The organism is Mesobacillus jeotgali, assembly GCF_900166585.1.
In the GTDB taxonomy this organism is placed as follows: Bacteria; Bacillota; Bacilli; order Bacillales; family Cytobacillaceae; genus Mesobacillus; species Mesobacillus jeotgali_A.
Genome location: NZ_FVZC01000009.1, coordinates 2,292,939 through 2,307,473, shown reverse-complemented (window position 1 = coordinate 2,307,473; position 14,535 = coordinate 2,292,939). Strand labels below are relative to the sequence as shown.

13 protein-coding genes are annotated in these 14,535 nt (G+C 44.1%); all 13 read left to right on the top strand.

Annotated features, from left to right (window positions below):
• The first annotated feature begins 4 nt into the window (after positions 1–4).
• Complete coding sequence (locus B5X77_RS21715) at positions 5–2,359, top strand: endonuclease MutS2 (protein WP_079509982.1); 2,355 nt, start codon at positions 5–7, stop codon at positions 2,357–2,359.
• 88 nt (positions 2,360–2,447) lie between these two features.
• Positions 2,448–2,852, top strand: coding sequence for a DUF350 domain-containing protein (locus B5X77_RS21710; protein ID WP_079509981.1), 405 nt, complete (start codon positions 2,448–2,450; stop codon positions 2,850–2,852).
• Positions 2,853–3,138: 286 nt separating this feature from the next.
• Complete coding sequence (locus tag B5X77_RS21705; RefSeq protein ID WP_079509980.1) at positions 3,139–4,842, top strand: long-chain-fatty-acid--CoA ligase; 1,704 nt, start codon at positions 3,139–3,141, stop codon at positions 4,840–4,842.
• A gap of 215 nt (positions 4,843–5,057) precedes the next feature.
• On the top strand, positions 5,058–5,660 hold the full coding sequence (locus tag B5X77_RS21700) for a TetR/AcrR family transcriptional regulator (protein WP_079509979.1): 603 nt from the start codon (positions 5,058–5,060) through the stop codon (positions 5,658–5,660).
• Positions 5,661–5,769: 109 nt separating this feature from the next.
• A complete protein-coding gene (locus B5X77_RS21695) occupies positions 5,770–6,543 on the top strand; it encodes an enoyl-CoA hydratase (RefSeq protein ID WP_079509978.1) in 774 nt (257 codons plus the stop codon).
• A gap of 88 nt (positions 6,544–6,631) precedes the next feature.
• Positions 6,632–7,405 (top strand): electron transfer flavoprotein subunit beta/FixA family protein, encoded by a 774-nt coding sequence (locus B5X77_RS21690; protein ID WP_079509977.1) that lies wholly within the window; start codon positions 6,632–6,634, stop codon positions 7,403–7,405.
• Positions 7,406–7,442: 37 nt separating this feature from the next.
• Entirely contained in the window at positions 7,443–8,420 is a 978-nt protein-coding gene (locus tag B5X77_RS21685) for an electron transfer flavoprotein subunit alpha/FixB family protein (protein WP_079509976.1), read from the top strand.
• A gap of 173 nt (positions 8,421–8,593) precedes the next feature.
• Positions 8,594–8,908 (top strand): thioredoxin, encoded by a 315-nt coding sequence (gene trxA / locus B5X77_RS21680; protein ID WP_079509975.1) that lies wholly within the window; start codon positions 8,594–8,596, stop codon positions 8,906–8,908.
• Between the two features lie 221 nt (positions 8,909–9,129).
• Positions 9,130–10,341 (top strand): hypothetical protein, encoded by a 1,212-nt coding sequence (locus B5X77_RS21675; RefSeq protein WP_079509974.1) that lies wholly within the window; start codon positions 9,130–9,132, stop codon positions 10,339–10,341.
• 89 nt (positions 10,342–10,430) lie between these two features.
• Positions 10,431–11,381, top strand: coding sequence for an SDR family NAD(P)-dependent oxidoreductase (locus B5X77_RS21670; protein WP_079509973.1), 951 nt, complete (start codon positions 10,431–10,433; stop codon positions 11,379–11,381).
• Positions 11,365–12,285 (top strand): lysylphosphatidylglycerol synthase transmembrane domain-containing protein, encoded by a 921-nt coding sequence (locus B5X77_RS21665; protein WP_079509972.1) that lies wholly within the window; start codon positions 11,365–11,367, stop codon positions 12,283–12,285. The genes B5X77_RS21670 and B5X77_RS21665 overlap by 17 nt, the downstream gene beginning before the upstream one ends.
• Positions 12,282–13,757, top strand: a complete 1,476-nt coding sequence (locus B5X77_RS21660) for an alkaline phosphatase family protein (RefSeq protein ID WP_079509971.1) — start codon at positions 12,282–12,284, stop codon at positions 13,755–13,757. Before B5X77_RS21665 ends, B5X77_RS21660 begins: the two co-directional genes overlap by 4 nt.
• Complete coding sequence (locus B5X77_RS21655; RefSeq protein ID WP_079509970.1) at positions 13,717–14,523, top strand: glycosyltransferase family 2 protein; 807 nt, start codon at positions 13,717–13,719, stop codon at positions 14,521–14,523. The genes B5X77_RS21660 and B5X77_RS21655 overlap by 41 nt, the downstream gene beginning before the upstream one ends.
• Positions 14,524–14,535: the final 12 nt, after the last annotated feature.

The window sequence follows — 14,535 nt, the reverse complement described above, 5'->3', positions numbered from 1 at the left end:
TTTCGTGCAGCAACGAGTTTTGAAAACATTGGAATTTGATAAAATCAGGAGCCAGCTGATTGAACATACTTCATCCTCATTGGGACGTGAAAAGGCGATAGCCTTGATGCCATCGGTCGATTTTTCCGAGGTTTCCCGTTTGCAGGAAGAAACTGATGAAGCAGCAAAGGTCCTAAGACTAAAGGGAAATGTACCGTTAGGCGGCATACATGATATCAGGCCTCATGTGAAAAGAGCGCAGATCGGCGGTATGCTTAGCCCGCTTGAACTGGTGCAGGTAGCAAGTACTGTCCATGCCAGCAGGCAGATGAAGCGTTTCGTTGAGGATCTGCAAGAAGTGACTGAAGTGCCGATATTATTGAGCTATACTGAAGAAATTATCGTACTGGCTAACCTTGAGGAATCGATCAGGAACTCAATCGATGAAGGCGGCGAAGTACTTGATGGAGCAAGTGAAGCGTTAAGGTCGCTGAGGCAGCAAATACGGACAAGGGAAGCAAGGGTTCGTGAAAAATTGGAAAGCATGATTCGCTCATCCAATGCTTCAAAAATGCTCTCGGATGCCATCATCACCATCAGGAATGATCGTTTTGTCATTCCTGTCAAACAGGAATACCGCTCCCATTATGGCGGCATTATTCATGATCAAAGCTCTTCTGGGCAGACTCTGTTCATCGAGCCGCAGACTGTGGTTCAGCTGAATAATGAACTCCAGACCATAAGGGTAAAAGAACAGCAGGAAATTGAACGAATCCTGTCAGAGCTTTCTGCACTGACGGCCGAGCACCATGATGAACTCTTGGTGATTGTAAGGATTATGGGCGAGCTGGACTTCATGTTTGCCAAGGCCCGATATGGCAGCAAAATCAAGGGTTCGAAGCCAATCGTCAATGACGAGGGCCGAATCAACCTTTTCCAGGCCCGACATCCTCTGATTTCAATAGAGGAGGTTGTCCCGAATAGTGTCACTCTGGGAAGTGATTATACGACGATTGTCATCACAGGTCCGAATACAGGGGGTAAAACGGTTACGCTGAAAACTGTAGGACTTTGTACGCTAATGGCTCAGGCTGGATTGCAGATCCCTGCGCTGGACGGATCGGAAGTAGCTGTTTTCGGATCGGTATATGCAGACATTGGAGATGAACAGTCAATCGAGCAAAGCTTGAGTACCTTTTCATCCCATATGGTCAATATCGTTGAAATCTTAAATAAGGTTGACTATAACAGCCTTGTTCTTTTCGATGAGCTTGGCGCAGGTACCGACCCACAGGAAGGTGCAGCACTGGCAATCTCTATTCTTGATGAGGTATATAAACGCGGGGCAAGGGTAATTGCGACAACCCATTACCCAGAGCTAAAAGCATATGGATACAATCGTGAGGGAGTCATCAATGCGAGCGTTGAGTTCGATGTGGAAACTCTGAGCCCGACTTATAAGCTTCTGATTGGTGTGCCGGGACGAAGCAATGCGTTTGAAATATCCAAGAGACTCGGTTTGAAGGAAACTGTCATTGATACAGCCAGATCTTATATCAGTGCTGACAGCAATGAGGTAGAAAACATGATTGCTTCCCTTGAGTCCAGCCGCAAGCAGGCGGAAAGGGACAGAGAAGAAGCCCACCAGCTGCTGAAGGATGCAGAAAACCTCCATAGGGATATGCAAAAGCAAATGGCTGAGTATTATCAGAAAAAGGATGAACTCTCTGAGAAGGCAAAGGTTAAAGCAGCGTCCATTGTGGAAAAAGCGAAGGATGAAGCAGAAGAAGTCATCCGTGAGCTGCGTAAGCTGAGGATGGAAAAAGGTGCGGAAATCAAGGAGCATGAATTGATCGATGCAAAGAGGCGCTTAAGTGAGGCAACCCCGGAGCTCAATAAGGTCCAAAAGGGCAGCAAGGCTAAACCTGCAAGGCATGAATTTAAGCCAGGGGATGAGGTCAATGTGTTGACCTTTGGCCAGAAAGGCCATCTTGTGGAACGAGTGAATGAAAAAGAGTGGCAAGTCCAGATTGGCATTCTCAAAATGAAAGTGAAAGAAACTGATTTGGAATATATCAATACTCCGAAACCTGCAGAAACACGACCGATCGCTACCGTAAAAGGCAAGGACTTCCATGTAGGGCTTGAGCTGGATCTTAGAGGTGAGCGCTATGAGGATGCGCTTATGAGGGTCGAGAAATATATTGACGATGCCTTGCTAGCCGGATATCCGCGAGTCAGCATTATCCATGGAAAAGGGACAGGGGCATTAAGGCAGGGTGTACAGGAATATCTGCGCAACCACCGGTCTGTCAAAAAGATCCGTTTCGGCGACGCCGGAGAAGGCGGAACGGGTGTGACGGTTGTGGAATTCAAATAGTGGATTCAACAGGCTAAAATAAATATTAAATGACGCCGGAAACCATTATAATAGGCATTAGGGTAAAATATATTCAGGGAGATAAGATATGGCGCATTTCTGGGAAAATGAATTTGTGGTAACAGCAGGTTATTACAGTGTGGCGATTCTCTGTATGGTTGTATTTCTGGCAGTCTTTGAATTGGTCACTAAATACAGGAACTGGGATGAAATCAAAAATGGAAATCTTTCAGTAGCAATGGCTACCGGCGGGAAAATTTTCGGGGTAGCCAATATATTCCGCCATTCCATCAACCAGCATGATTCCCTTCTCACAATGGTCAACTGGGGTGTTTACGGATTTGTGCTGCTTTTGATTGGATACTTTATTTTTGAATTCCTGACGCCGAAGTTCAACATAGATAAAGAAATAGAAAACGATAACCGTGCAGTCGGCCTGATTTCCATGGTCATATCCGTCGGTCTTTCGTATATCATCGGGGCTGGAATTTAACAGGGGGATTTGGAACAGATGGAAAAACTGGCGAAAATCTTGCTGATTTTATGTGGATTGTTCCTGTTGGTCGGCATGATCTATATGATGTTTATTGCATAAAAAGTTTTGAAAAACCGCCTTCAATGGCGGTTTTTTCTATGAATCCTTGCAGTGTTGCTAGAGTGTTTTATAGGAGTTTGTCCCTATTATCCTGCAAAAAACTATTCTAATTGTCATAAAAAGACCATTATATTATAATGAGAGATAGAATTTTCAAAAAATTTTAAATAAAGGAGGCAACAAGATGGAAGTAGAAAAGCCATGGCTGTCGCAATATCCTCCGGAAATCCCCGCCCATCTGGATCTTCAGGAAGCAACCGTCCAGGATTATTTAAAGAGGACTACCGAGAAATATCCAGAGAAAGTGGCCATCCACTTCATGGGCAAAGAATTGACGTATAAGCAAGTTTACAATTATGCAAAAAAACTGGCTGCTTATCTGCAAGAGTTGGGAATTGAAAAAGGAGACAGGGTGGCAATCATGCTCCCAAACACTCCCCAGTCAATTATCAGTTACTATGCAATCCTGATGGCGGGCGGAATCGTTGTCCAAACAAATCCGCTGTATATGGAGCGAGAGCTTGAATACCAGATGAAGGATTCAGGAGCGAAAGCAATCATCACTCTGGATATTCTTTTCCCAAGGGTGTCAAAGGTCATGGCAAATACGGATTTGGAGAACGTAATTGTAACCGCTGTCAAGGATTATCTTCCTTTTCCTAAGAATCTCGTCTATCCTTTCATCCAGAAAAAACAGTATGGAATCATTGTGAACGTGAAGCATGAAGGCCAGAACCATCTTTTTACAGAAATTATGAAAAAGCCAGCTGGCAAAATCAAAGAATATGAATATGATTTTGATGAAGACCTTGCCCTTCTGCAATATACGGGAGGTACAACCGGATTCCCGAAAGGGGTCATGCTGACGCACAAAAACCTGATTGCCAATGCAGCAATGAGCAATGCCTGGCTGTATAAGTGCAAGGAAGGGGAAGAAACGGTTCTCGGGATCCTGCCTTTCTTCCATGTCTATGGAATGACTGCTGTCTTGATCCTGTCAGTCATGCAAGGATCAAAAATGGTCCTGTTGCCGAAATTCGATCCTGAAACAACCTTAAAGACAATCCAGAAGCAAAGGCCAACATTGTTTCCGGGAGCACCAACAATTTATATTGGTCTGCTCAATCACCCTGACCTAAAAAAATATGATTTGTCGTCCATCGATTCCTGCATCAGCGGCTCAGCACCACTGCCTGTCGAGGTTCAGGAGAGGTTCGAGGAAATAACCGGAGGCAAGCTGGTTGAAGGATATGGCCTGACTGAATCGTCGCCAGTCACTCATGCGAATTTCCTTTGGGACAAAAAACGTGTAAAAGGAAGCATCGGGGTGCCCTGGCCGGATACTGATTCTGTTGTCCTTTCAATGGAAAACGGTGAACCGCTGCCGCCAGGGGAAATTGGTGAAATAGCAGTAAGGGGTCCGCAGGTAATGAAGGGATACTGGAACAGGCCGGAAGAAACGGAGCAAGTGCTTAAGGATGGCTGGCTTTTGACAGGAGATCTTGGCTATATGGATGAAGAAGGATATTTCTATATTGTCGACAGGAAAAAGGATATGATCATTGCAGGAGGCTTCAATATCTATCCGCGTGAAATCGAAGAAGTCCTATATGAACATCCTGCAGTCCAGGAAGTTGTGGCGGCAGGCATACCTGATCCATACAGAGGGGAAACAGTAAAAGTATATGTCGTGCTGAAGGAAGGCGCTGAGGTCACGGAAGTTGAACTTAATGAGTATTCACGCAAGCACCTGGCGGCATATAAAGTGCCCAGACTGTATGAATTCAGAAAAGAACTGCCTAAGACAGCAGTCGGCAAGATTCTAAGAAGAGCACTGGTAGATGAAGAAAAAGCTAAAAATCAGGAAGACCAGCAGAAGCGAGCTTAACTTTTTAAAGCCGGCTTTAATCGGCTCTTTCTTTTTGACAGAGAAAGCTTGTCCAGGTGAGATACAATTCCTTGACAGAAATATGAGTGAATACTATTATAAAAATATGAATGACGATTCATTCAGTAAAAAGTATTCCAGACAAAAATCGTAAACGGGAGTGTGCCACTGTAGCAGTTAATGCTTGTGCTTTTCCTGGAGCGGGAGTGAACGATATGAAAAAGAACAGGCCGAAGTATATGCAAATAATTGATGCGGCAGTCGTCGTAATCGCAGAAAACGGCTATCACCAGGCGCAAGTTTCTAAGATTGCAAAACAGGCTGGAGTGGCTGACGGGACCATTTATTTGTATTTCAAGAATAAGGAAGACATACTGATTTCTCTGTTCCAGGAGAAGATGGGTTACTTTGTTGAAAATATCCAAGAAAAAATTGCAGGAAAAAAGACAGCAACAGAGAAATTATACATGTTGGTCGAAACGCATTTCAAAATGCTTTCCCAGGACCGGCATCTTGCAATTGTAACCCAGCTGGAGTTAAGGCAGTCCAATAAGGATCTCCGTCATAAAATCAACGAGGTACTTAAAGGCTACTTAATGCTGATTGACAAAATCATTATGGAAGGCATAGAGAATGGAGAGTTTTCTAGCTCCCTGGATTTGCGTCTTGCAAGGCAGATGATTTTTGGTACGGTGGATGAAACTGTCACTTCATGGGTAATGAATGAACAGAAGTATAATCTGCCTGACCTGGCTCAAGCGGTACACCAGCTGCTGATCAATGGCTGCGGTTACCACGGTGCCAAACCGGTCCTTTAATCAAGTCCTTTCCATCGGCCTGTGTACAGGATCGTGTGGAAACGGTACGTAAAAAGGCAAGTTTCGCACCTCGGTGCGAAGCCTGTCTTCATGCAAAGGAGGGGAAAATGTGGAATATCTTAAATGGTCTACGGAGGACAGGATTGCAACCATCACGATTGCCCGTCCGCCTGCGAATGCCCTTGCTTCAGGATTGCTAAAGGAAATTTCCGCAGTGCTTGATGAAATCGAGGGAAATGAAGATATCAGGGTAGTCTTGATTCACGGTGAAGGCAGATTCTTCTCTGCAGGTGCAGATATCAAGGAGTTTACCACAATCAAAACTGGTGAAGACTTTGCGAAACTGGCGGAGTATGGACAAGATCTTTTCGAACGCATGGAGTATTATCCAAAACCGATAATCGCAGCTATTCATGGTGCGGCACTGGGCGGCGGACTGGAGCTTGCCATGGCTTGCCATTTCAGGCTGGTTGCTGAAAATGCGAAATTAGGCCTGCCGGAACTTCAGCTGGGATTAATTCCAGGATTTGCAGGCAGTCAGCGCCTTCCGAGATATGTTGGTGTTGCCAGAGCGGCGGAAATGCTGTTTACAAGTGATCCGATTTCAGGGATGGAAGCAGTTCAATACGGTCTGGCTAACCATGCCTACCCAGAAGAGGAATTGCTTGAAAACGCATACAAGCTTGCTGGGAAGATTGCGAAGAAGAGTCCTGTATCCATTGGTGCTGCTATCAAACTATTGAATTATACCAAGCATGAAACCTTCTATAAAGGGGTTAAGGAAGAGGCGAAACTCTTCGGCGATGTTTTCCTGTCAGAGGATGGCCAGGAAGGAATCAAAGCATTCCTGGAAAAAAGGCAGCCGGAGTTTAAAGGCAGATAAGCAAACTTTTAGCATCAATATTTTTTTGCTATAAATTTTTCTAATCTTTAGAACAGCTAAAATGTTTGAATACTTAGGAGGGGAACAAATGAATATCTACGTTCTAATGAAAAGGACATTCGATACAGAAGAAAAAATTACGATTTCAAACGGCAAAATCAATGAAGATGGTGCCGAATTCATCATCAACCCTTATGATGAGTACGCAATCGAAGAAGCAATCCAGGTAAGAGACGCTCATGGCGGCGAAGTTACTGTTGTTTCTGTAGGCAATGAAGAAACAGAAAAGCAGCTGCGCACAGCATTAGCAATGGGAGCAGACAAAGCTGTATTAATCAATATTGAAGATGACGTAGAAGATGGCGATCAGTTCACAACTGCCAAAATCCTTGCTGAATACCTTAAGGATAAAGAAGCAGACTTGATCCTTGGCGGAAATGTCGCAATCGATGGCGGATCAGGCCAGGTAGGGCCACGTGTGGCTGAACAGCTGGGAATGCCTTATGTAACAACGATTACTAAACTGGAAATCAATGGAACTACTGCTACAATCACTAGAGACGTTGAAGGGGATTCAGAAGTCATTGAGACAAGCCTGCCTGTTCTTGTAACTGCACAACAGGGGCTGAATGAGCCTCGTTACCCATCTCTTCCAGGGATCATGAAAGCAAAGAAGAAGCCGCTTGAAGAGCTTGAGCTTGATGATCTTGATCTTGACGAAGATGATGTAGAAGCAAAGACTAAAACAATCGAAATTTATCTTCCTCCGCAAAAAGAGGCAGGGAAAGTCCTTCAAGGCGAGCTTGCCGACCAGGTTAAAGAGCTTGTCAGCCTGCTTCACACAGAAGCAAAAGTTGTTTAACACATAAAGGAAGAATAATACGCAGGAGGTAAATCAAATGGCGAGAAAAGTATTAGTATTAGGAGAAGCACGTGACGGACAACTAAGAAATGTTTCTTTCGAAGCAATCGCAGCTGCAAAAACAGTTGCTGAAGGCGGAGAAGTTGTCGGAGTATTGATCGGTGGCTCTGTAAGTTCTTTAGGAAACGATCTATATCAGTATGGCGCGGATAAAGTTGTGACAGTAGAAGATGCCAAGCTTGCACAATATACACCAGACGGTTTTTCACAGGCATTGATGGCTGTAATCGAGCAGGAAAGCCCGGAAGGCATAATCTTCGGACATACATCGCTTGGAAAAGATCTTGCGCCGAAAATCGCGAGCAAATTGGATTCAGGACTGATCTCTGATGCAGTAGCGGTAGAGGAAGCAGGAGGGAACCTTGTATTTACTCGTCCAATCTATTCAGGAAAAGCTTTTGAAAAGAAAATTGTCACTGATGGCCTTGTTTTCGCGACAATTCGTCCAAACAATATTGCTCCGCTGGAAAAGGATGCGGGCAAATCCGGTGAGGTATCAGCTGTTTCCGCAGAAATCAAGGATCTAAGAACCATCATTAAGGATGTTGTCCGTAAAGCAACGGAAGGCGTAGATCTTTCAGAAGCAAAGGTCGTTGTGGCTGGCGGACGCGGAGTCAAGAGTGAAGAAGGCTTCGAGCCTCTAAAGGAACTGGCAAACGTTCTTGGCGGAGCAGTAGGCGCTTCCCGCGGAGCATGTGACGCGGACTACTGTGATTATTCACTGCAGATTGGCCAGACAGGAAAGGTTGTAACACCGGACTTGTATATCGCAGCCGGTATCTCTGGAGCAATCCAGCACCTTGCTGGTATGTCGAACTCTAAAGTCATTGTAGCCATCAACAAAGATCCAGAAGCAAATATCTTTAAAGTGGCTGACTACGGTATTGTTGGTGATTTATTTGAAGTCGTGCCAATGCTTACTGAAGAATTCAAGAAGCTTAAAGTCAACGCATAAAATAACAGGAAAAAACGGACGTGAGAAACGTCCGTTTTTACTTTTTACGGAGGAAAAAAGGGGAATATTCCATACTAAAAAGGGTAAATTACAACAAGAGCAAATAAATAGCATCTATTGGAAAACGATGATATACTGACGATATTATTCAGATTTATTTAGGAGGCTTTCAAATGGCTATTACACATGCTACTGACGCAACTTTTGCTAACGAAACTGGATCAGGCCTAGTGCTTGTTGACTTTTGGGCTCCATGGTGCGGCCCTTGTAAGATGATCGCTCCTGTGCTTGAAGAATTGGATTCAGAAATGGGCGACAAAGTAAAAATCGTAAAGCTTGATGTTGATGACAACCAGGAAACTGCCGCTCAATACGGCATCATGAGCATCCCGACTTTGCTTATCCTTAAGGATGGCCAGCAAGTTGATAAAGTTGTTGGTTTCCAGCCTAAAGAAGCACTTGCAGGACGTCTGCAGCAGCATATCTAAATTAAAATAAGAAGAATCCCGCCCTCTTTTGAAGGCGGGATTTTTTGCGTTATGAAGCAATGTTTGGACATAATAATTGGGAATGTTCAATACTTTGTCAAAGTTTTCTTACAAAGTTCGTTGACAGTGAAAATCATTCTCGATTATAATAACAATTGTCAATGAAAATCATTATCAATTATTAATAACACCAAAACATATTACATAGGGGGATCACAACAATGAAAAAGAAGCACCTTAAAGTGATTTTTGCGAGTTTTTTAATGGCGAGTACTGTCCTTGCAGCTTGCGGAGGAAATGAATCTGCTGAGAAACCAGAAGACAAAAAGCAGGCAGAAACAGAAAAGAAACCAGAAGACACAAAGACACAAGAAACTAAAGAAGTGAATGTAGAAGACACAGATGCTGCAAAGCAGGCTGCAGCGTATGCTGAAATGATGACAGAGCTTTCAAAAGCAAAGGAAGAACAAAAAGTTAACTGGGATACAGTCAAGGAAAAATATGATGCTGGGCTTCAGAAGGATATAGCTGAGCTTACCCCTGAATTTGACCAGGCAATCCAGGCTGCTATTGCGGCGGGTAAAAATGGCGAGATGGAGCCAATCATCTCTGTTCAGTTAATCGACAAGACCACTCAATCCTATTTCTATCAAAATCAAAAAGCACTTCAAAAAGAAGCTGTTGCTGCTCTGACAGAGGATAAAAAAGAAGATGCTGATCTAGCATTTGCGCAAATCAAGCATCTGGCTGAAAAAGTTTTCATTCCAACAGCGGAAAAGCGTGATACGTATTATGAACTCAGTGGGGACTCAAGTCTTGTAGAAAACATTAACTCAGGATTGACAGCCCAGGAAGAAGCACTTAACTCTGGAAACGCAGAAGACTTCCAGGTATTCCTTCAGGTAACGGATAAATCAATCTACAGAAGCTACTACCTGGCAGCGAAGTCATACGCTGAGAAGATGGAAGCAGGAGCGAAAGAAGGAAAAGATTCAAAAGAATTGTCCATCATGCAGGCAGAAGCTTGGGGCTTCTACCAGGCGATTAAAGGTTCACTTGGCGGTGGGGATGAAGCTGCTGCAGCTCAGTTAGACAAACTCTTCACCATTAACACAACGGATCCTGCTACAATCAAATCTACAGAAACAAATGCTTTATTCGCAAAAGCGGTAGCTGGCAAAATCAAAGGCTACTACGAAAAAGCACCAAACCTTCTAGCAGAAAATGCAGTCGAAGCGAAAGTAAGTGCTATGGAAGGCAATATGTTCCTAAAGATGCTGCAAGGCCAGATGACTGAAAAATTAGGCGAAGAAAAAACACAGGCAGTATTTGCTGACGCTGAAGCTTGGTTCAATGCCATTTCGGAAAATGAGCCAGAAGATGCAAAGGCAAAAGGCGACGCTGTCATTTCAGCAGTAAATGGTTTGCTATAAAATTTGGGAGCCGCAGTGATGCGGCTCTATTTTCGCTTTTTAGATGAAATATTATGGTAAAATGGCTTAGGAAAGAAAGAGGTGTAATCATGAAGATTTTGATTACTGGGGGCGCGGGATTTATCGGAAGCCATTTTGCTGTCAAAATGCTCAAGGAGCAGCACGAGGTGGCAATCATCGATAACCTGCATCCTTACTATTCGGTTGACAGAAAACAACAGCATCTTGAGAACATAAAAAGAACTGGCGATTTTCAGTTCTGCCAAACCAATCTCCTTGACCGTAATGAGACCACCGAAATTATCAAAAAAATTTCGCCGGAAGCGATTGTTCACCTGGCCGCATTGCCGGGAGTTGCATATTCTATCCTCCGCCCATTGGAATACATAGATTACGATGTAAAGGCAACTGTTAATGTACTTGAAGGAGCAGGTATTTCAGGTGTGAGGCAGGTTATATTTGCTTCCTCTTCATCGGTATATGGGATGATGAACAATATACCCTTTAAAGAGGAGATGGCAACTGGCAAGCCGATATCACCTTACGCGGCCTCCAAATATGCTGCTGAATCCTTTTGCCATGTGTATGGACATCTTTACAATATAGATGTCAAAATCCTTCGCTTTTTCACCGTTTATGGTCCTTGGGGCCGGCCGGACATGGCCATCGCCAACTTTATAAAGAAGTTGGAAAATGGCGAAGAGATAACTATTTTTGGCAAGGGTGGTTCTCGCGACTATACATATGTTGGAGACATCGTGAATGGTATCAGCCTGGCTCTGCAAAATCTGCAGCAAAGCGCCATTATCAATATCGGCTCGGGCCAGCCTGTTTCAATGACTCAGCTGCTGGGCGAACTAAAGGTTTATTACCCGGACATGAAAATAAAGCGCGAAGAAGATCGGGCCGGAGATGTAGACAGGACATGGGCTGATATCTCACTTGCGAAGAAATTGCTTGGTTATGAACCAGAGATGGAATTCAGCAAAGGGATAGCTGAAACGGTGGCATGGGCAAAGAATAATGAAAAATTTCTATAAAAAAACCATAGCGTTTCTATTAATCGGGGCATTTCTCCTGATGACGATCTACTATCTTGATGCAGGCAGTGTGCTTGGTGAATTAAATGCCATTGCTGATAAACCTGAAGCACTGCTGTTCATTTTCGGAAGCTATTTTCTTGCTTTCTTTGCCAGAGGCATTGCCTGGAAGCTGTATCTGAAAAATCATGTACGTCTTTCAACTTGTATGTATGGCTTGTTTTATAGTATGCTGCTGAACCATCTCCTGCCTGTCAAAGCGGGAGATTTTGCGAGGATCGGGGTTATGAAGACCAGAGAGCCTGGCATTACAGGACAGGCAGCTTTCTATTCAGTCATAGTCCTGCGCTTGATGGATACCGCAATCCTATTTACCTTAGCGTTGATCGGGCTGGCTTTCCTTGAACTGCCGTTCCCCGGGATCGTTCTTGTTTGGGTTGCAGTACCCGGAGCTGCCGTATCTATAGTTGTTTACTATAAATTCCGCTCTTTTTTTGACAGACAATTATCTATCATGAAAGATGCCTTTTCAGGCTGGCGGGGAATTTGGGTACTCGGGTTGACCCTGGCCAGCTGGATGCTGGAAGCGGCAGTGATCTATGGTGTTATTCTAAGCGGAGATAGTGTCATCAGCTTTGTACAAGCAATCTGGGTCAACAGCATTACGGTTGCTGGGCAAATCTTTCAGATCACACCGGGAGGAATTGCCAGCTATGAGGCTATAATGGTTTTTGCATTGGGAGCTAATGGCGTAGCTGCTGCAGATGCCTATACTGCTGCTATCATCACCCATGGACTGAAATATATCTTTTCATTCATCGTCGGAGGTATTGCCTTTGCTGCATACCCGGTACCGATTCATTTTTTGAAGAAATGGACTAGAGAAAGGGGCAACGAATCATGAAAAGCGCATCTAAATTTGAAAAATTCGCGGCCCGAAGCTGGAATTTGCTTAATGAAGGGAAGCCTTTCACGCCAATTTTTACAGTTGGCACGATGCTTTTATTCCACCTCGGAGATTTGGGCAGTGCGGAAGGGATAATGGATTTTCTTATCGCTCTGCTCACGGTACTGCCGCTCTTTATTATGTATTTTATTTATGATTTTCCGCTGTTTTTGAGAAACTATTTATGGATTCCGTTTATTGTTTTTATTATCTTGTGGCCTGACCTTAATTTGAATTTGCTGCTGTTTGCGGCTGGCCTTTATTTTTTCTTCACTGTGTTTTTCTGGGGTACGCTTTATTACCACTTGAGAATTGGCACTTCCTGGCTAAACTTCACAAGGTTTTGGAAACTGGTGTTAAAGAACAGTGATACGACCAGCGGAAATGCCCAGGAACAGCTTCTGAAAGTATTGCTGCTTCTGTCCTTATGGGAAATGTCATTTATCGCTTTCTCTGGTAATCTGGGTCTGCCGCTCATGGACATGGCTTTATTTTACGGCTTCGTATTGCTATTTGCGTTTATTTTGCACAGATATTTATTTGACTGGAAACCGAAGGCGTACGATACCTATACAAAGGATGAGGGACCGGAAGTACCTGAAAACGGCCTTTCAGACAAAGTGATCGTCATTGTTATCGATGGTATGCGCAAGGAACGATTTTACGAAGCGAGTACCCCTTTTCTCGATCAATTAAAAGAGAATGGTACAGAATTCCTGAACATGGAAACCTTGTATCCTGCAAGGACGGTCGTTTGTTTTAGCTCAATGTTCACGGGTACTTATCCGTTTGAACACGGCATTAAATCGAACATGGTCTATAAGCTCGGTGTTAATGCCGAAACGATTTTTGACTCGCTCAGGAAAGTCGGCAAAAGAGGAAGACTGCTGGGCATTGCCCATCTCGTTGATGCAATGGGGAGCGATGTTGAGACGGTAACAGCTGTAATGCATAAGGACAAGGCAGACACCAATATGCTTGCAAGGGCAAGAAAGATAATGGATGAGCAGGATCCTGACCTGTTTATCGTGCAAATGATCGGAACAGACCAGGTTGGTCACAGCCGCGGGGTGCTATATGATGATTACATTGAAAAAATCGAGGAAGCCGATGCGCTGATCAAGGAATTCGTAGATTGGCTCGAGGCTGAAGGGAAAATGGAGAATACCACACTGGTCATTTGTGCAGACCATGGGCAGGCTGATGGCATAGGAGGCCATGGCCACCTTGACGAAGGGGAAAGATTCGTTCCATTTTTCATGCATGGACCGCATATCAAGAAGGGAAATAAAGTCCAGGAAAAGCATAGTCTGGTCTCACTTGCTCCGACGATATCTTATTTGATGGGAGCGCCATACCCGGCCAGCAGCAGGGGAAAAGTGCTGATGGATGCAATCAAAGCAGAGAAAGAAGAGAATCGATTTGAATAAAGTTATCGTATTTTTACCTGCATTTAATGAAGAGGAATCAATAGGTGAAGTGATTGGCAATATTCCGCGCAGTTTTGCCGGAGTTGATCAAGTAGAAGTGCTAGTCATTGATGATGGATCAACAGATGGAACGGTTGCTGAAGCGAGAAAAGCGGGAGCCGACCATATCATCAGCTTTGAAAAAAACCGCGGCCTCGGTGCCGCGGTCCGAGAAGGACTGGATGCATGCTACAAAATGGGGGCAGACGTCGGCGTAATGATTGATGCAGATGGGGAATACCCCGCATGGCAGATTCCTGACATAGTTAAACCCATTATCAATGGTGAGACAGATTATACAATGGGATCCCGTTTTATGGGCACAATAAAAGGAATGAAATTTCACCGCAGGATGGGCAACTATATTTTTACCTTCCTGCAAACCTTATTATTGAGAAAGTGGCTGTATGATGGACAATCAGGAATGAGGGCCTTCTCCCGGCAGGTGCTGAAGCATGCGGAGATTATTCATGATTACAATTATGCTCAAGTATTGACGCTGAACCTTGTGAGAAAGGGTTACAGGGTTCTTGAAGTACCGATAAAATACCGAGTGAGGACAACTGGTACATCCTTCATTTCCTTCAAGAAATATATGACGAATGTCGTGCCCGCCGTATATCGCGAAATGACAAGGCCGGTCATTAAGGTATCCGGGGAAGAGAAATTCCAACGTAAAAGCAGTAAAAATAGTGACAAAAAAGTGACGTTTATCAAATATGATTGACATACATATTGA

Excerpts from the sequence above, each read along its gene's own strand:
- B5X77_RS21710 (WP_079509981.1), top strand. The coding sequence starts at position 2,448 with ATGGCGCATTTCTGGGAAAATGAATTTGTGGTAACAGCAGGTTATTAC.
- B5X77_RS21705 (WP_079509980.1), top strand. The coding sequence starts at position 3,139 with ATGGAAGTAGAAAAGCCATGGCTGTCGCAATATCCTCCGGAAATCCCC.
- B5X77_RS21700 (WP_079509979.1), top strand. The coding sequence starts at position 5,058 with ATGAAAAAGAACAGGCCGAAGTATATGCAAATAATTGATGCGGCAGTC.
- B5X77_RS21690 (WP_079509977.1), top strand. The coding sequence starts at position 6,632 with ATGAATATCTACGTTCTAATGAAAAGGACATTCGATACAGAAGAAAAA.
- B5X77_RS21685 (WP_079509976.1), top strand. The coding sequence starts at position 7,443 with ATGGCGAGAAAAGTATTAGTATTAGGAGAAGCACGTGACGGACAACTA.
- trxA (WP_079509975.1), top strand. The coding sequence starts at position 8,594 with ATGGCTATTACACATGCTACTGACGCAACTTTTGCTAACGAAACTGGA.
- B5X77_RS21675 (WP_079509974.1), top strand. The coding sequence starts at position 9,130 with ATGAAAAAGAAGCACCTTAAAGTGATTTTTGCGAGTTTTTTAATGGCG.
- B5X77_RS21670 (WP_079509973.1), top strand. The coding sequence starts at position 10,431 with ATGAAGATTTTGATTACTGGGGGCGCGGGATTTATCGGAAGCCATTTT.
- B5X77_RS21665 (WP_079509972.1), top strand. The coding sequence starts at position 11,365 with ATGAAAAATTTCTATAAAAAAACCATAGCGTTTCTATTAATCGGGGCA.
- B5X77_RS21660 (WP_079509971.1), top strand. The coding sequence starts at position 12,282 with ATGAAAAGCGCATCTAAATTTGAAAAATTCGCGGCCCGAAGCTGGAAT.
- B5X77_RS21655 (WP_079509970.1), top strand. The coding sequence starts at position 13,717 with ATGCAATCAAAGCAGAGAAAGAAGAGAATCGATTTGAATAAAGTTATC.